We start from the raw sequence: 15,672 nt of genomic DNA, 5'->3' as shown, positions 1-15,672 counted from the left end.
GCTAGAGCACCCCCCGCTAGAGCACCCCCCCGCTAGAGCACCCCCGCCGCCTCCGCGTCCAGTCCCAGCAGGTCACGCAGGGCCTCCGCTCCCGTGGGCGTCAGCCGTACGGCCCGGCCGCTGCCGACGCGCCGTACCCACGCCCGTTCCAGCAGCCCCGCGCAGAGCCGGGCGCCCGCCACGCCTGCCAGGTGCTGCCGCCGCTCGGTCCAGTCCAGGCAGCCGCGGGCCGTCGGGCGGCGGCCCGCGCGGAGCGTGGCGGTGTCGGTGGCGAGGGCCTCGGCGAACCAGGTGCGGCCCGCGCCGGTCAGCGCGAAGCCGCCGTCCTGGTCGATCAGGCCGCGCCCGGTCATCGCGTCCGTGACGGCCACGCCCAGCCGCCCGGCCAGGTGGTCGTAGCACGTACGCCCGCGGGCCAGCGCGGCCGACGCGTTGGCGGCGCGCAGCCCGCGCGGCCGCTCGACGGGCGGGTCGAGGTGCGCGGTCAGCCCCTCGATCAGTTCGGCGACGCGGGGGCTCGCGAGCTGCACGTACCGGTGCCGGCCCTGGCGGTGCTCCACGAGCAGCCCGCCCTCGGTCAGCCGCGTCAGGTGCTCGCTCGCACTCGACGGCGCGACCCGCGCGTACGCGGCCAGCTCGCCCGCCGTCCAGGCTCGCCCGTCCAGCAGGGCCAGGCAGAACGCGGCCCGGGTCCGGTCCGCGAGCAGGCCCGCGAGACGGGCGAGCCCGATGCTGTGCGCCGGTGCCGCGTCCGGTGGCGGTGCCTGTGTGGTCATGGGTCCATTGTGCGCGGGCACGTTTCGGCCGGGCCCGAAACGAAGCGGCCCTACGGTCCTGCCATGCAGACCTTGGACGACATGGAAGACAGCGCACGCCTGGGCGTCGGCCCTGACCTGCTCACGGACCCGGGCTGGGTGGTGCCGCCGGTGCCGGAGGACGTACCCGAGGGCACGATGGCCTGGCTGCGGGCGCGGGTCGCCCGCTTCAGCAGTGGGGGCGCGCATGCGCGGCGGCGGGCATTGGCGGCCGAGGCGCTTGGGTCGCTCGGTGCGCTCGGTGTGCTCGGCGGGCCGGACGCGAACGCCGAGGCGTTGCGCGATGCGGCGCGCATCCGGGCGCGGGAGCTGCTGAGCGTCCCCGGCACGGTCGAGGTGATGACGCGGGTGGCGCGTGTGGTGCCCGCCGAAGTACTCGCCACGTCCCTCGGCCTGCGCGTCACGGCGGACACGGCCGCGCTGGTGGGGGACGTGGCCGGCGCGTACCACGCGCACGGCGAGACCGTCCCGGCCGCGGACCGCGCCCTCACCCGGCTCGTGGCGGACTGCGGCGGTACGTGGGACGAGGCCACGGCGGCCCGCATCGGCCTGCTGGTGCAGGCGTACGACGCCACGGCGGGACTGATCGGGAACGCGGCGTACCTGGCACTGACGGGACCCGCGCCGGATCCCTCACCCGGGCCGCCCGCCGACTACGTTGCCGACCCCACCACCGATTCCGCCCCCGCTCCCGCCCCCGACGCCGCTGCGGACCTGTTGGCCCGGACCCTGCGCACCGACCCACCCGTACGGGGCACCCTCCGCGCCACCGTGGACGGCGGCGACCCGGTACGGGTCAGCCTGGTCACCCCCGACGGATCGCTGGCCTTCGGCGCCGGGGCGCACGCCTGTCCCGGGCACGCCCACGCCCGGGCCCTCGCGGCCGGAGTGCTGGACGCGCTGCTCGCGCGCGGCTGCCGCCTGGTCCGCCCCGGTGTCGCGTACGAGCCGTCCGTGAACCTGCGGGTGCCGGCGGCGCTGGAGGTGACGTGCGCGTGAGTACGGACCGGAACTGCACCTTCCACGCCCTGCACCACGCCGACGCGCCACTGCTGCTCCCCAACGCCTGGGACGCCGCCTCCGCCACCGCTCTCGCCGCCGCGGGCTTCGCCGCGATCGGCACCACGAGCCTGGGCATCGCGGCCGCGCTGGGCGAGCCGGACGGGCGGGGTTCGGCCCGCGTGCGGGACGCCACGGTCGCCCTCGCGCGACGGCTCGGCAGTCGCCTGCCCTGCCCGTACACGGTGGACATCGAAGGCGGCTTCGGTGGCGGTCCGGAGGAAGTGGGGGCCCTGGCGCGGGAGTTGGCGGAGGCGGGTGCGTCCGGCGTCAATCTGGAGGACGGGCTGCCGGGCCGGACGGGCGACGGCCCGCTGGTCGCGGCCGGGCGGCAGGCGGAGCTGATCCGCGCGGTCAAGGAGTGCGCGCCGGACCTCTACGTCAACGCCCGTATCGATACGCACTGGCTCGTGGACGACCCGGCGACGCGGCCGCTGGACGAGACGCTGGCCCGCGCCGAAACGTATCTGGCGGCCGGGGCGGACGGAATCTTCGTACCGGGCGTCGCCGACGAGCGGGCCGTCGCCACGCTCGCCGCGGGCATCCCGGCGCCGCTGAACGTCCTCTACGCACCGGGCCCGGACGGGAGCCGGGGCCGTCTCGCCCGCTTGGCGGAGCTGGGCGTACGGCGCGTCAGCACCGGCTCACTGCTGTTCCGTTCGGCGCTGCACGCGGCGGTGACGCTTGCCGAGTCCGTACGTGCGGACGGGGCGGACCGGGCGGACCGGGCGGAGGGTGCGGGTGGATCCGGTGGGCCCGGTGGGCCCGGTGGGTTCGATGGGGCGGGCGGCCTTGCCGGTGTGCTCGGTTATGGGGAGGTGCAGCGGCTGGCGGAGTGACGGGTCCGACGGGGCGGGGGAGGGGAGGAGCGGGGAGAGGATGCGGATGTGCGGGACGCGGGGCGCCCTCGGCCGCTTCGGCTCAGGCCTGCTGCGCCTGGCGGCGCCGGTGCACCGCGATGCCCACAGCCGCCGCGCCGACCACACCGGCCGCGCCCGCGATCCCGCCCGCGGGGAGCTTGCCGACCCGCTCGGCGATCCCGGCGAGGCCGTCCTCGGGGAGCACGGCGGACAGGCGGCCCGACGCGTGCTGGGTGATGGCTCCGGTCTTGGCGTGGGCGTCGGCGGCGTCGGAGGTGCCGGCGGCGAACGCGCCGCCCGCCGGGAGGAGCAGGGCGGCCGCGATGCCGGTCGTGACGGCGGCGGTACGGATCACGGAGCGGCGCTTTGCCCGCATGGAACGACTCCTCGTCGTGGCGGCCCCGACCGGGCTGCCGTAGGTCTGCTGCTTCGTAGAAGAATGTACGAGGCGTCTTTCACGGCGATCCGTAGGTTGTGTAACAGCCTGCGCCATCTCTGCGGGCAGTGATGTCACGGCATGGGCGCAGGTACCGTACGCGCGCCGCCACTATGGGTAACTTTGTCTCGTTACGTAGCTCTGTGTCCGTGTCCGTAAGGCCGCGGGACGCGTCGGACGGGAAGGCGGTGGGCCGTGCGGCGCCGGACGCTCCCGGCGGTGGCACTGTTCGTGGTGCCGCTGCCGCTCGCCCTGGCGGCGGGCTGCGCACCCGTCGCCGGCCTGCACGACGACGGCCGGGCGCGGAACGTCACGGCCCCGCTCGCCCTCTGGGCGGACCGTACGCCCGCGCCGCGCGTCCGCGACGAGGACCCCGGCGGCCAGCGCGCCGTGCCGGGCATCGCCCGAGTCCCCTCCGGTGACATGAAGGACACCGACCCGGCGGCCGTCGTCCGGGCGGACTTCGGGGCCGACGGGGACCGGCCGCCCCGCCCGGACGCCGTACGCAGCCCGGTCCTGCACGACCTCACCGACGACGGAAAACCCGACCTGATCAGCGCCGTCGACCTGGACGGGCGCACCAGCCTGCTGCGCGTCTACAGCGTCCGCGACCAAGTCGTGACGCGCGTCCTGGCGATGCGCGCCGTCCTCGCGGGAGTCGAACTGGCCGCGGGCCACCTCGCGGTGCGCGAACCCACCAAGGACCCGCGCTACGTCAGCGTCACCGACTACGTATGGGACGGCAGCCGGATGGGCCTGTGGGACCTCACCCTGGACGAATACCGGACCCCGCAGAACCCGCTGCCCACGACGCCGTCGGGCGTGCCGTCCCCGGGGGCTTCCACATGACCCGCCCGGTGCTCTCCCTCCGCTGGAAGATCGCGCTCACCGTCACGGCGGTGTGCTGCGCGGTCGCCGCCGTACTGGGCGTGCTGGTCCACAACGCCGTCGCCCGTCAGACCGTCGGCCAGGTACGCAAGGAGACGCTCACCGACCTCGACGACGCGCTGGACCTGTACGAGTACGGCACCTCCCGCGAAGGTCTCAACTCCGTACTCGATCCCGCTGAACTCCCGCCACAGCTCCGCACGTTGGTGCACCACGACCGGCGCGGCAGCATGGTCGGCACCTACCACGGGCAACGCGTGATGTGGACGGCGGCGCCGGCCGGCGACCAGGTGATGGCGGTCTGGTCCCCGTACGAGAACACCCGCCGCTCCCTGGAGAACCTCGACACGGCCATCTTCGGTTCCGCCGTCCTCGCCGCCACCGCCGTCGCCCTCGCCGGACTGTTCCTCGCACACCGCATCAGCCGCCGGCTGAGCACCACGGCGGCCGTCGCGCGCCGCATCACCGCGGGGGACCTGGACGCGCGGGCCGGCACCGAGGGGGAGGGGCGGCGGGGCCGGCCGGGGGCGCAGGACGAGGTGGCGGCGGTGGCCGCGGCGCTGGACTCGGTGGCCGGCTCCCTCCAGGGCCGTCTCCAGGCCGAACAGCGCTTCACCGCCGACGTGGCCCATGAACTGCGCACCCCGCTGACCGGCATCCTCGCCTCGGCCGAGCTGCTGCCCGAGGGCCGTCCCAAGGAGATGATCAACGACCGGCTGCGGGCGCTGCACCGGCTCACCGAGGACCTGCTGGAGATCTCCCGCCTCGACTCCGGCGCCGAACGCCCCGATCTGGCCGCATACGAACTGGGCGCGCTGGTCCGCGGTTCGGTGCGGGGCACCGGGTTCGACACCGAGGTACGGGTGGTGCGGGACGCGGTCGTACGGACGGACCGGCGCCGCCTGGACCGCATCCTGTGCAACCTGGTCCTGAACGCGCACCGGCACGGGCGGCCTCCGGTCGTGGTGACCGTGGACGTACCGGACGGCGGGGCGGCGTACGGGGGAACGCCGTACGGGGGCACGGTGTATGAGGGTGCGGCGTACGAGAGCGCGGCGTACGAGGGAATGCCGTACGACGGGTCCGTGCGCGACGGATCCGTGCGCGACGGGACCGTACGCGACGGAGCGCACCGAGGCGCGCCGCCCCCGGTCCCCGTGGTGGAGGTACGCGACCACGGCCCCGGCTTCCCGGACGAGCTGCTGCATCGCGGCCCGCAACGTTTCCGTACCGACGCACCGGGCCGCGGCAAGGGACACGGCCTCGGCCTGACCATCGCGGTCGGCCAGGCGACCGTCCTGGGCATCGAACTGCACTTCACCAACGCACCGGACGGCGGCGCGCGAGCCGTTCTCCGCCTTACCCCGCCCCCGCTCCCCGTCCGCTAGCCGTTCCCGTCCCCGTGCCTGTCCCCGTTCCCGTCCGACCGGTCCGGATCGCCAGGGCATACACCCGGGTGATCTGGTGCGGGCTGTTGTTGTTGTCCGACACGATGAAGAGCGGCAGCCGCCCCTTGTACGGGCCCGAGGCCAGCGGCGCGGTGCCGAGCGCCATCCCCTCGGCGTTCTCCAGCAGCGGGTTGGTCTGCGGCTGCGCGGCCGCCGAGCCACCACGTGGGCAGGTGACGAGATCGACCGGCTCCCACTTCTTCGCGAAGGCGTCGACCGGCTCCGCCTGCAACGACGCGACCCTGGAGACGTCCTTCGCCCGGCTCAGGTCGGCCCCGAAGACGCGCACCGCGTTGCCCTGGCCCTCGGCGTGGTTGGTCTCCAGTACGAGCAGCCGGTCGCCGCCCAACGCCACCAGCTCCGAGACCCGCAGCCCGGCCGCCGACTGGTAGGCGAACTGCTTGTCCGGTACGTACGCGCCGCCCGGCGTCCCCTTGAAGCGCTGGATGCGCAGCAGGCTGCGGCCGCGCGCCTTGCCGTCGCGGAAGAGCGGCGCCTCCATGCCCGCGTACAGATACCGGCCGTCCGGGGACGCGCCCAGCGCCTCCAGATTCTCCGGCCCGGCCCATTCGACCAGGTTGCGCGGCAGCTCGATGCGGCCCGTCTCGGCGCCGTCCGACACCCGGAACCTGCGGATCGACGGGCCCGCCTCCGAGGCGACCAGGACGGTACGCCCGCCCTTCTCCAGGACGAGCCCCTCACCGTCAAAGCGGCCGCCGCCGGTGGGGCGGAGGGTGCGCAGGTGGACGGCGCGGGCGGACGGTGGCGAGGCGCCCGACGTACCGAGGTCGAGGTCGAAGATCCGGCCCGGCGCGTTGTCGGCCAGCGCCCACGCCCGGGAGGGGCCGGACATGGCGAGGCCGGACAGACCGTCCACCGGTACGGCACCCTCGTACTCGACACCGTTGAGCGCGTCGCTGTGGCCGATCAGCGCCACGTCGGCCGAGCAGGCGCCGGAGGACGGCTCGTCGTCCCGCCACTGCCACCACACACCGGCCGGGACCGCCACCGCCACCACCGCGACGCACAGGACAGTGATCAGCGCCCGGCGCCGGAGCTTCCGCGCCTTGGCGGCTTCCGGGTCGGGGGTGGGGCTGCGGGGGTGGGTGTGGCGCCCGAGGTGCCAGCGGGGTGTGGGATACCTGCGTTTCCTGGTGGTCCGGCGCCGGTTTGGTCGGTGGGGCCGGTGTGACCGGGCTGACCAGCGTGTCCAGCGTGGCCGAACCGATCGGCCAGTCCGGTCCGTCCGGTCAGTCCGGCCTGCCCGACCTCTCCGGACTGGCCCGGTGGGGGAGCGGGGCGCGCCGCACGATTCCGTACGAACGGCAGCTTCTCGATGCCGTTCTGCGCCTGCTGCTGCGGCAGCGGACGGTTCTTCTCGCGCAGGGCGCGGCGGACTTCCCGGTAGATGGCTTCAAGACTGAGATGGTCGTGGGGCGGGGAACCCGCGGCCATGCCGGCTGCCGCACTCTCCGGCCCCGGCCCCGGCCCCGGCCCCGGCCCCGGCCCCGAAGGCGATTCCGGGCGCGGGCCGGGGATCCCCTCCCGCAGCACCCGCAGGAACTCACCGGTGAAAGCGGTGTGCTCCTCACCCTCAGGCGCCAGCGCCTCGACGTTCCAGGGCGTCGAGGTGAGCAGGTACGAGACGCCCTCCAGGCTGTCCATACCCTCGAACAGGGCCTCACCCAGCTGACTGGACGCCTGCTGCGTGGCCGCCACCGTGGACATGGTGCCGCCCATGGTCCCGGCGGACATGCCCTTGATCACGCTGCCGCTGTAACAGCAGTCGAGGATGATGATGCGGCGCTTGGGCGGCGTACGGGTGCCCAGGGCACTGCGCAGCCATGTGTACGGGATGCCGCTGTGCACCTTCCCCGGTTCCGTACCGGGCAGCGTGAGGTACAGGCCCTCTTGCCGCGAGTCGAGGAAGCCGTGGCCCGCGTAGTACACGATCAGCGTGTCCCGCGCGGCCCGTACCGCCTCCTCGATGGGCTTCAACGCCGCTGTGACCGTACGGGGGTTGGGCACGATCCGGCAGTTCTTCTTGGGCATGCCCCCGATGGTCCGGTCGGTCAGCGCGGCCTTGAGCGCCTTGAGGTTGTTGCGGACCCCCGGCAGCGGCGGCAGATTGGCGTACCGGTCGACCCCGATGATCACACAAGCCGACTCCGCCGGATCGAACGCCGGCCCCGCTTCTCCCCCGACCCCACTCATTCCGTCAGCCCCCACCCATCCCGTCAGCCCCACCCGTCCCGCCTTCACGCGCTTCTCCCGCACGCGGTTGCCCCGCGCCCTCTCCTCCCGGGAGCCCTTCTCCCGCCCCCGTCACCCCACCGCCCCCACCCCCTGCTCCCCCGTCCTCCAATCTCTCCAACTCCTCCAACGCGCGAAGAACGCTCCGGACACCGTCCGTGTCCGCCGTGGCGAAAGTGACCCGTACACCGTTGCGTTCGACCGTCACCTTGGGACGCGCCGCGTACGCCCTGCGCCAGCCGTCGATGGCGAGGGCGAGGCTGCTCAGCTGGAACGCGCTGTCGACGATCAACTGGACGGCGTCGAACCCCAGCCCCATCTCCCCGGGCCTGTTCTCCCTCTTCCGCAGCGAGACGTCCGCGCTCCGGCCCACGGCGGCATCGTCCGCCAGCCACTCGCACAACGACCGCAACTCCAGGTCGCTCTCCGCCTCGTCCAGCCTGACCTGGATTCTCATCAGCCCCCCACACGCCGGTCCGGCCTCACATCAACTCTCGCCCCATACCCACCCCCTTCGCGGCAATTCCCGGAACCGCGCGCAATCACCCTGTGCGTGTGCGCTTCGACCGATCGGCCGTCATGGAGACGGATGCACGGCGGGCGGCCGGCTGCCAAGATCCCCCACATGTCGAACGTTCCATCGATGACGTACACCCGTATCGGCGCGATCCTGTACGAGATCGGCATGGTCTCCGAGGCGCAGATGCACAGCACCCTCGCGGAGGCGGCCAATTGCGCCGACGAACCGCTGGAGGAGCATGACGAAGCGGCGTGCGCCCTCGAAGAATTCGGTGTGGCGGTCCCCGTGCACGCCGACGACATCGACTCCATCTACGACGACTACGCCACCCTGCTGGAGGACGCCGTAGCGGTCGCCGGCGGCAAGGTCGCCATCACCGACGTACGGGTCGTCGAGGGCGAAGGCGACCTGGAGAACGGCCGCCTGGACCGACTGGAGTTCGAACGGAACGGCAAGCCCATCTCGATCCTGGCCGACCACCTCGCCGAGGACTACTACGACCAGGCCGCCGCCTGCGAGGCCATAGCCGAGACCGCCCACGACGACGACCCCCGCACCTGGCGCCACCTCGACTTCGAACGCCGACCGCACCACGGCTACGACAGCATCATGGTCCTAGCCACCCCCGAACAGGCCGAGGCCCTCCACACCCACCTAGGCTTCACCTTCCCCAACTGACCCCCTCCCTCCTACGCCAAACCGTCTCCTTCCTGATCACGCCACGCCGAACCCAGCTCTCCCCGGCCCCCCGCGGGGGCCCTCACTCCTCCTCAACGGGTGGCTCCCCGCCCCAGTCCCACTCCTCCTCCGGCACCGACTCCTGGCCCGGCCCCGGCTGCCGCCCCGCGGCCGGCGCCGCCACCTGGGCCATCGGCTGCACCTGCGCCGCCGCCGGTACCGCCTGCTCCGACAACACAGCCAGAATCTGCTCGCCGTACTTCGCCAGCTTGTTCTCGCCCACTCCGTTCACGGAGCCGAGCTCGCCGACGCTCGACGGCCGGGCCGTGGCGATCTCCCGCAGCGTCGCGTCGTGGAAGATCACGTACGCCGGTACGCCCTGCTCCTTGGCCGTGCGCCCCCGCCAGGCGCGCAGCTCCTCGAACACCGGCACCGCCTCCTCCGGGAGGTCCACCGGTGCCGCTCGCCGACCCTTGGCCGCCTTCGCAGCCTTGGCCTTCACGGCCTTCTCCGGCTCGCGCCGCATCAGCACCTCGCGCTGTCCCCGCAGCACCTCACCGCTCGCCTCGGTCAGCACCAGCGTGCCGTAGTCGCCCTCCACCGCGAGGAGCCGCTGGGCGAGCAACTGCCGGATGACACCGCGCCACTCGGCCTCCCGCAGGTCCTCCCCGATCCCGAAGACGCTGAGCTGATCATGATCGAACTGGATGACCTTCGCGGTCTTCCGGCCCATCAGGATGTCGACGATCTGACCGGCGCCGAACTTCTGCTTCCGCTCGCGCTGCAACCGCACCACCGTGGAGAGCAGCTTCTGCGAGGCAACCGTGCCGTCCCAGGTCTGCGGCGGCGTCAGGCACGTGTCGCAGTTCCCGCACGCGCTGCTCTCCTGCCCGAAGTAGGCGAGCAGCCGCACCCGCCGGCACTCCACCGTCTCGCAGAGTGCGAGCATCGCGTCGAGGTGCGCCGACAGCCGCCTGCGGTGGGCGTCGTCCCCGTCCGAGCCGTCGATCATCTTCCGCTGCTGGACCACGTCCTGCAGCCCGTACGCCAGCCACGCCGTGGACGGCTGGCCGTCCCGCCCGGCGCGTCCCGTCTCCTGGTAATACCCCTCCACCGATTTCGGCAGGTCCAGGTGGGCCACGAACCGTACGTCGGGCTTGTCGATGCCCATCCCGAACGCGATGGTGGCGACCACCACCACCCCGTCCTCCCGCAGGAAACGGGCCTGGTGCTCCGCGCGCATCCGGGCGTCCAGCCCGGCGTGATACGGAAGCGCCGTGACGCCGTTCTGCACCAGGAATTCGGCGGTCTTCTCCACCGAGGCCCGCGAAAGGCAGTACACGATGCCCGCATCGCCGGCGTGCTCGGTGCGCAGCAATTCCAGCAGCTGCTTCTTCGGGTCACTCTTTCCGGCGATCCGGTACTGAATGTTCGGCCGGTCGAAGCTGGCCACGAAATGCCGGGCGTTCTCCATCCCGAGCCGCGAGGTGATCTCGTGGTGGGTGGCTTCCGTGGCCGTCGCGGTCAGGGCCATCCTCGGGACCTCGGGCCACCGCTCCCGGAGCATCGACAGGGCGAGGTAGTCCGGCCGGAAGTCGTGGCCCCACTGCGCGACACAGTGTGCCTCGTCGATCGCGAACAGCGAGATCTTGCCCCGGTCGAGCAGATTCAGCGTCTGCTCCACCCGCAGCCGCTCCGGCGCCAGATACAGCAGGTCCAGCTCCCCGGAGAGGAACTCGGCCTCCACCAGCCGCCGATCCTCCAGATCCTGTGTGGAATTGAGGAAACCGGCCCGGACCCCCAGCGCCCGCAGCGCGTCGACCTGATCCTGCATCAACGCGATCAGCGGCGAGACGACCACCCCGACGCCCGGCCGCACCAGGGCCGGAATCTGGTAGCACAGGGACTTTCCGCCGCCGGTCGGCATCAGTACGACCGCGTCGCCGCCCGCTATGACGTGCTCGATGATCGACTGCTGTTCCCCGCGGAACGCGTCGTACCCGAACACCCGCCGCAGCACGCTCACCGCGTCACTGACGTCGTCCTCGGTTTCCCCGGCACCGGAAGCCATCTCCACCTCGCTCATGCCTGCAGCGTACGAGCTATCCCGCCACCCGCGCTCAGCCCTGTGGATAACTCCGCACCGGACCACCCCCTCTGCTACTCCCGATCCGAGCCCGTACGACCTTCGTATGGGCCGCGCACGGGCCCAAGCCGCCCCGAAGCGCCTCGCGCCACGCCCCGTACAACGAAAACCGCCGTCCGCCCGTCTCACAGAACGACGAGGAACATCACATATCGCGCCCCGCGAACGGCACGCCGCGCCCTCTGTCCACCCCTTCCACCGCCCAGGCCTGGCCCCTCTCCCTCCGCCGCCAAAACCACCCACAGGACGGAGCCCCACATGCACAACCACAGCCCCTCACCCCACCCGACCCCGGCCCCCGAGTCCACCCACCCCACTGACCCCACTCACTCCATCCGCCCCACGCCCACAAAGCGCCACCACCCAGCCAGGACCACCACAGCCCTCCTGGCCACCCTCACAGCCACAATCGCCACTCTCACCACTATCACCCCCACAGCCTCAGCAACCCCCTCAACCGCTCCCACCACCTCCACCACGCCCCACTGCACCGAACCCGCCCTAACGATCAAGGCATCCATCCCCGTCCCCCAGCACCCCGACATCCTGCGCATCAGCGCCACCAACCGCACCGCCAAGCCCTGCGTAATCGACCGCATCCCGACCGTCACCTTCGGTGACCTCGACGGCGCCGCCGAGCCCGACCCGCCCACCGAGAGCGCTCCGTACCGCCTCGCGCCCGGCTCCACCGCGTACGCCACGGTCCGCACCGTCACCGGCCGGCCCACCCCATCCGCCCGCACCGTCGACTTCATCACCGTCGCCGCAGACCCGTCACACCGCGGCCGCCGCTTCGACGCCACCGCCATCGGCGCCCCGCCCGAAGGCATCCGCGTCTGGACCCCGACCACGACCTGGTGGCGCCCCACGCTCACCTGACACCAACAGGTCAACGCACCACCAACACCGCCAAGTCCCCACCATCGGGAACGGGTTATGCCGAGCCGTCCGCCCCCGATTCCCCCCACCCACCAAAGTGAGCGCATGAGTCTCACGACCGTCGGCGAACCGCCAGGCCCCGTACGTTTCTTCCTCATGTGCGACCGCCTGGGCTGCGGCGCCCGCGCCGTCCTCGACCTGGTCGTCCCCGATCAGCCGCCGGACATCGAGACGGACCTCTTCGGCCACCTCCTGCACAGCGCCAAGGCGGCCGCCCCGAGCATCGCCGACATGGGATGGACGTACTTCCAGGGCGACGGCTACCGGTGCTCGCGCTGCTCGACCCCACGCTCCCAACGCCCCCGAAGAGGCCGCACCCGCTCTTCCTGACCACCACAGCCCTGCCGGCAAACGCCCCTCAGCCAACGCCTACGACCTGGTCATCTCCCGGGCCATCACCCTGGAAGCAGCCCACACACTCAAGGCACTTCGTAACGGACCAACGCCCGCGCGAACGGCTCCCCGGTGGACCGCGCGTAAGCCATCCGCTCGCGCACCTCCCTGAGAGTGCGAGGACGGTAACCGGGCCCGCCGCAACAGCCCATACGAAAACGGACGCCGGCATGCAACAGCACGGAGAGCGTGCGCCAGGCGGCGACATCCCGCCTTTTGGGCGCCGCGAAGGCGGACCCGACGTAAAACAGCGGCGCGGTACACCGGGGGCAGGTCCGGGCGTGGTCGTAACTGCGAGGGGAGGGCTGCTTGTACGAGACCCGGCAGGGCAGGCATACGTACGAGGTCTTTCCGTGGGCCATGCGGTAAGGCTAGAGCTGACCAAGGGCCGGATTCGACCGGTTTATGCAGACTGCGCGAGCTGCTGACCAGGTGGGTTTCCGGCTGCCGACCGAGACGGCGGCCCGCCGCGCGTGCGTGCGGCGCGACGGGCATCTTGAGCCCGCCCAGCACCTCAAGATCGCCGCCGCTCAGAACGGCTGCCCGCAGCGGATGTACGTCATGGCATATGGGCACCGCGAACGCGAGAGCCCCTCCGCCCGCTGGACGGAAGGGCCCTGACCTGCTACTTCTCTGTGCCCCCGGCAGGATTCGAACCTGCGACACCCGCTTTAGGAGAGCGGTGCTCTATCCCCTGAGCTACGGAGGCGGGGCGTGGTCGGCGCCTGGTGGGCGCGCGGCCGGGCTGCTGGTGGGCAGCTTTGGACAGGGTAGCGGATGGGGGGTGGGTGGTGGGGAGGGGCGTGGGGCGTGGAGGTAGGCGGGGCGTTTTCGGCTCGGGTCGGGGGAGGCCGGAAGCGTCCTCGGAGATGGGAGGCGCCCACGCCCCAGGTGGGGGCGTGGGCGCCTCTGGCCGTGTCAGTGCCGGCTACGCGGCCGGCCCGGCCGTGTGGTTAGGGCGCGTGGGCTGGGTTGTCGGGGGTGGGGGAGTTGGTGGGGGTGGTGCGGTGGGCGGACCAGGAGGTGAGGGCGGTGGCGCAGGCGTGGTCCAGGTGGCGCAGGCCGGTGAGGTCGAGGGTGACCTCGCGGTCGTGGGGGAGGGCCTCCAGCTGGTCGAGGATCTTGGGGAGGCGCAGGAAGGTGGCGTTGCCGAGGGCGCTTACCTGGACGGGCTCGGTGGGCGGGGCGTCCAGGCCGGAGATCTCCAGGTGGACGTGCGAGGTCTCCCAGGCGGTCTTGGCGATCGCCAGGAGGAGGCCGATCAGTACGCCCTCGAACATGTTGGTGACGACGATGGCGATGGCCGTCGCGGCGAGGACCACCGCTTCGCCGCGGTGTTCGCGCCACAGGGGGCCGAAGTCGCGTACGGGGATGAGCTTGAAGCCCGCGTGGACGAGTACGCCCGCCAGCGCCGCGACCGGGATGATGCCCAGGGCCGCCGGGACGGCCGCCGCGAAGATCAGCAGCCAGGCGCCGTGCATCACACGGGACGCCTTCGTACGGGCTCCGGCGTTGACGTTGGCGGAGCTGCGCACGATCACCGCGGTCATGGGCAGCGCGCCCAGGATGCCGCACACGGTGTTGCCCGCGCCCTGGGCCATCAGCTCCTTGTCGTACTGCGTACGCGGCCCGTCGTGCAGCCGGTCCACGGCCGCCGCGCTGAACAGGGACTCGGCGGACGCGATGAGGGCGAACGCGAGGATCGTGCCGATCGCGCCGACGCTCGCGAGCTGGGCGAAGTCCGAGCCGCCGGGCGGCTGGACGGAGGAGAGCAGGCCATGGACCTCGACGCGGGCTATGGGCAGGTCGAAGGCGAAGACCGCGAGTGTGGCCAGGGCCACGGCCGCGAGCGGGGCCGGCAGGATGCGGGCCGCGCGCTTCCACCGGGGCCACAGCACCAGTACGGCGATGGTGCCCGCGCCGACCGCGAGGGCGGACAGGGCGGCTCCGGAGCCCGCGGTGCCGGTGACCAGTCCGGGCAGGCCGCCGAGGTTGGCGAGTCCGCTGCCGGGGGCCTTGGCGTCGGTGAGGGTGTACAGCTGCGCGGCGATCAGGACGAGGCCGATGCCCGCCAGCATGCCCTGGACGACGGCCACGGAGATGGCTCGGAACCAGCGGCCGAGGCGCAGGGCGCCCATGGCGAGCTGGAGGAGGCCCGCCACGAGGACGAGTGCGCCCAGCGTGCCGAGTCCGAATTCCTTGACCGCCTCGAAGACGAGGACGGTCAGTCCGGCGGCCGGGCCGCTGACCTGGAGGCTGCTGCCCGGCAGGAAGCCGGTGAGCAGACCGCCGACGATGCCGGTGATCAGCCCGAGCTCGGCCGGGACGCCGGAGGCGACGGCCACGCCGACGCACAGCGGCAGGGCCACCAGGAAGACGACGATGGAGGCGGTGAAGTCCGCCCGGAGGTGGGGCCAGCGGGGGGAGGAGGAAGGGGAGGAGGGGAGGAAGGGGAGGGGGAGGGGGCAGGAGTGGGAGAAGGCTCCTTGGGGTGGGGCGCGCCGTTGGTGCCGGGCGCCGGGGAGGGAGCTGTCACGCCCGTGGTCACGTCCGTGGCCGTGCCCGGGTTCGATTTCGGTGTCATGGAGGGCGCCTTCGCCGTCAGAGGGGGAGGAACGTGTCGGTGTCGGGACGGTGCGCCGTGACCAGGCCGGTGTGGACCTCGTAGTACCAGCCGTGCAGGTTCACCTCGCCCGCGTCGACGCGCTCGCGTACGCACGGGTACTGGCGCAGTCGCGCCACTTGCTCGGTGACGTGCCGCTGGACCGCGGTCGCGACCGTCGGCGCCTCGTCCCTGGGCAGCTCGGCGGAGAGCTCCTGGGTCAGCCAGGCGCGTACGTCGGGAGCGCCGGCGAGATCCTCGCGGCGCGCCATGGCGCCGACCGCCCCGCAGTGCGAGTGACCGCAGACCACGATGTCGGCGACGCGGAGTACCCGCATCGCGTACTCGATGGTGGCGGCCTCCGCGCTGGCCGGCATGTCCGGCCGGTGTACGGGCACGGCGTTGCCCGCCGTACGCAGTTCGAAGAGTTCGCCCGGCAGCGCTCCGGTGATCAGGGACGGGATGATCCGTGAGTCGGAGCAGGTGATGAACAGGGCGAGCGGCGACTGGCCGTCGGCGAGCCGCTGGTAGGTCTCACGCTCCTCGTGCGCGGCCGCGATGCGGGCGTTGAAGGAGCGGGCATGTTCGATGAAGGTTTCCACGAGGGAATGTCTCCTGCTGGTCGGTAAGTGGTG

Annotated in this window: 17 protein-coding genes and 1 tRNA gene; 8 read left to right on the top strand and 10 right to left on the bottom strand. The window is 72.5% G+C overall.

Annotation, left to right across the window (positions count from 1 at the left end; all coding sequences use genetic code 11):
* Nucleotides 1-32 precede the first annotated feature (32 nt).
* Complete coding sequence (locus tag ACEXOX_RS21370) at nt 33-776, bottom strand: ArsR/SmtB family transcription factor (protein WP_406522568.1); 744 nt, start codon at nt 774-776, stop codon at nt 33-35.
* Between the two features lie 63 nt (nt 777-839).
* Here ACEXOX_RS21370 and ACEXOX_RS21365 point away from each other — a divergent pair, with 63 nt between their 5' ends.
* Nucleotides 840-1,814 (top strand): hypothetical protein, encoded by a 975-nt coding sequence (locus ACEXOX_RS21365; RefSeq protein ID WP_406522567.1) that lies wholly within the window; start codon nt 840-842, stop codon nt 1,812-1,814.
* The gene (locus tag ACEXOX_RS21360; RefSeq protein ID WP_406522565.1) at nt 1,811-2,713 is read left to right on the top strand and encodes an isocitrate lyase/phosphoenolpyruvate mutase family protein; all 903 of its coding nucleotides are present in this window, start codon (nt 1,811-1,813) and stop codon (nt 2,711-2,713) included. Before ACEXOX_RS21365 ends, ACEXOX_RS21360 begins: the two co-directional genes overlap by 4 nt.
* Nucleotides 2,714-2,795: 82 nt before the next feature.
* On the opposite strand, the gene ACEXOX_RS21355 is transcribed toward ACEXOX_RS21360, so the two are convergent.
* Entirely contained in the window at nt 2,796-3,110 is a 315-nt protein-coding gene (locus ACEXOX_RS21355; protein ID WP_406522564.1) for a hypothetical protein, read from the bottom strand.
* 279 nt (nt 3,111-3,389) lie between these two features.
* On the opposite strand from ACEXOX_RS21355, the gene ACEXOX_RS21350 reads away from it, so the two are divergent.
* Together ACEXOX_RS21350 and ACEXOX_RS21345 are read left to right on the top strand one after the other, a co-directional pair.
* The gene (locus ACEXOX_RS21350; RefSeq protein WP_406522562.1) at nt 3,390-4,019 is read left to right on the top strand and encodes a hypothetical protein; all 630 of its coding nucleotides are present in this window, start codon (nt 3,390-3,392) and stop codon (nt 4,017-4,019) included.
* Nucleotides 4,016-5,446, top strand: a complete 1,431-nt coding sequence (locus ACEXOX_RS21345) for a sensor histidine kinase (protein WP_406522560.1) — start codon at nt 4,016-4,018, stop codon at nt 5,444-5,446. The genes ACEXOX_RS21350 and ACEXOX_RS21345 overlap by 4 nt, the downstream gene beginning before the upstream one ends.
* On the opposite strand, the gene ACEXOX_RS21340 is transcribed toward ACEXOX_RS21345, so the two are convergent.
* The 3 genes from ACEXOX_RS21340 to ACEXOX_RS21330 form a co-directional block, all read right to left on the bottom strand.
* Complete coding sequence (locus tag ACEXOX_RS21340) at nt 5,418-6,515, bottom strand: esterase-like activity of phytase family protein (RefSeq protein WP_406522559.1); 1,098 nt, start codon at nt 6,513-6,515, stop codon at nt 5,418-5,420. The two genes, ACEXOX_RS21345 and ACEXOX_RS21340, sit on opposite strands and share 29 nt — an antisense overlap.
* A gap of 29 nt (nt 6,516-6,544) precedes the next feature.
* Nucleotides 6,545-7,663: a caspase family protein gene (locus ACEXOX_RS21335; protein ID WP_406522557.1), complete on the bottom strand. Its 1,119-nt coding sequence runs from the start codon at nt 7,661-7,663 to the stop codon at nt 6,545-6,547.
* A gap of 61 nt (nt 7,664-7,724) precedes the next feature.
* The gene (locus ACEXOX_RS21330; protein WP_406522555.1) at nt 7,725-8,216 is read right to left on the bottom strand and encodes a hypothetical protein; all 492 of its coding nucleotides are present in this window, start codon (nt 8,214-8,216) and stop codon (nt 7,725-7,727) included.
* 168 nt (nt 8,217-8,384) lie between these two features.
* On the opposite strand from ACEXOX_RS21330, the gene ACEXOX_RS21325 reads away from it, so the two are divergent.
* Nucleotides 8,385-8,957 (top strand): hypothetical protein, encoded by a 573-nt coding sequence (locus ACEXOX_RS21325; RefSeq protein WP_406522553.1) that lies wholly within the window; start codon nt 8,385-8,387, stop codon nt 8,955-8,957.
* Between the two features lie 82 nt (nt 8,958-9,039).
* Here ACEXOX_RS21325 and recQ read toward each other — a convergent pair whose 3' ends face one another.
* On the bottom strand, nt 9,040-11,028 hold the full coding sequence (gene recQ / locus ACEXOX_RS21320; protein ID WP_406526422.1) for a DNA helicase RecQ: 1,989 nt from the start codon (nt 11,026-11,028) through the stop codon (nt 9,040-9,042).
* 333 nt (nt 11,029-11,361) lie between these two features.
* Here recQ and ACEXOX_RS21315 point away from each other — a divergent pair, with 333 nt between their 5' ends.
* Complete coding sequence (locus ACEXOX_RS21315; RefSeq protein ID WP_406522552.1) at nt 11,362-11,982, top strand: DUF4232 domain-containing protein; 621 nt, start codon at nt 11,362-11,364, stop codon at nt 11,980-11,982.
* A 105-nt stretch (nt 11,983-12,087) separates the two neighbouring features.
* Nucleotides 12,088-12,372 (top strand): hypothetical protein, encoded by a 285-nt coding sequence (locus ACEXOX_RS21310; protein WP_406522550.1) that lies wholly within the window; start codon nt 12,088-12,090, stop codon nt 12,370-12,372.
* A gap of 89 nt (nt 12,373-12,461) precedes the next feature.
* Here the strand turns inward: ACEXOX_RS21310 and ACEXOX_RS21305 are convergent, their stop codons facing one another.
* Nucleotides 12,462-12,797 (bottom strand): deoxyxylulose-5-phosphate synthase, encoded by a 336-nt coding sequence (locus ACEXOX_RS21305; protein ID WP_078624688.1) that lies wholly within the window; start codon nt 12,795-12,797, stop codon nt 12,462-12,464.
* 43 nt (nt 12,798-12,840) lie between these two features.
* On the opposite strand from ACEXOX_RS21305, the gene ACEXOX_RS21300 reads away from it, so the two are divergent.
* On the top strand, nt 12,841-13,056 hold the full coding sequence (locus ACEXOX_RS21300) for a hypothetical protein (RefSeq protein ID WP_406522548.1): 216 nt from the start codon (nt 12,841-12,843) through the stop codon (nt 13,054-13,056).
* A 15-nt stretch (nt 13,057-13,071) separates the two neighbouring features.
* On the opposite strand, the gene ACEXOX_RS21295 is transcribed toward ACEXOX_RS21300, so the two are convergent.
* The 3 genes from ACEXOX_RS21295 to ACEXOX_RS21285 form a co-directional block, all read right to left on the bottom strand.
* Nucleotides 13,072-13,144 (bottom strand) — tRNA-Arg (locus tag ACEXOX_RS21295).
* A gap of 244 nt (nt 13,145-13,388) precedes the next feature.
* Nucleotides 13,389-15,008 carry a SulP family inorganic anion transporter gene (locus ACEXOX_RS21290; RefSeq protein ID WP_406526421.1) on the bottom strand — a complete coding sequence of 540 codons (1,620 nt, stop codon included), beginning with the start codon at nt 15,006-15,008 and terminating at the stop codon, nt 13,389-13,391.
* Between the two features lie 28 nt (nt 15,009-15,036).
* On the bottom strand, nt 15,037-15,639 hold the full coding sequence (locus tag ACEXOX_RS21285; protein WP_406522546.1) for a carbonic anhydrase: 603 nt from the start codon (nt 15,637-15,639) through the stop codon (nt 15,037-15,039).
* Between the last annotated feature and the right edge of the window lie 33 nt (nt 15,640-15,672).

The sequence above is a fragment of the Streptomyces sp. Ac-502 genome (assembly GCF_045222935.1).
Lineage (GTDB): Bacteria > Actinomycetota > Actinomycetes > Streptomycetales > Streptomycetaceae > Streptomyces > Streptomyces monomycini.
This window is presented reverse-complemented; position numbering and strand designations above follow the sequence as displayed.

Excerpts from the sequence above, each read along its gene's own strand:
- ACEXOX_RS21325 (WP_406522553.1), top strand. The coding sequence starts at position 8,385 with ATGTCGAACGTTCCATCGATGACGTACACCCGTATCGGCGCGATCCTG.
- ACEXOX_RS21315 (WP_406522552.1), top strand. The coding sequence starts at position 11,362 with ATGCACAACCACAGCCCCTCACCCCACCCGACCCCGGCCCCCGAGTCC.
- ACEXOX_RS21305 (WP_078624688.1), bottom strand. The coding sequence starts at position 12,797 with ATGGCCCACGGAAAGACCTCGTACGTATGCCTGCCCTGCCGGGTCTCG.
- ACEXOX_RS21310 (WP_406522550.1), top strand. The coding sequence starts at position 12,088 with ATGAGTCTCACGACCGTCGGCGAACCGCCAGGCCCCGTACGTTTCTTC.
- ACEXOX_RS21355 (WP_406522564.1), bottom strand. The coding sequence starts at position 3,110 with ATGCGGGCAAAGCGCCGCTCCGTGATCCGTACCGCCGCCGTCACGACC.
- ACEXOX_RS21300 (WP_406522548.1), top strand. The coding sequence starts at position 12,841 with ATGCAGACTGCGCGAGCTGCTGACCAGGTGGGTTTCCGGCTGCCGACC.
- ACEXOX_RS21365 (WP_406522567.1), top strand. The coding sequence starts at position 840 with ATGCAGACCTTGGACGACATGGAAGACAGCGCACGCCTGGGCGTCGGC.
- recQ (WP_406526422.1), bottom strand. The coding sequence starts at position 11,028 with ATGGCTTCCGGTGCCGGGGAAACCGAGGACGACGTCAGTGACGCGGTG.
- ACEXOX_RS21345 (WP_406522560.1), top strand. The coding sequence starts at position 4,016 with ATGACCCGCCCGGTGCTCTCCCTCCGCTGGAAGATCGCGCTCACCGTC.
- ACEXOX_RS21370 (WP_406522568.1), bottom strand. The coding sequence starts at position 776 with ATGACCACACAGGCACCGCCACCGGACGCGGCACCGGCGCACAGCATC.
- ACEXOX_RS21330 (WP_406522555.1), bottom strand. The coding sequence starts at position 8,216 with ATGAGAATCCAGGTCAGGCTGGACGAGGCGGAGAGCGACCTGGAGTTG.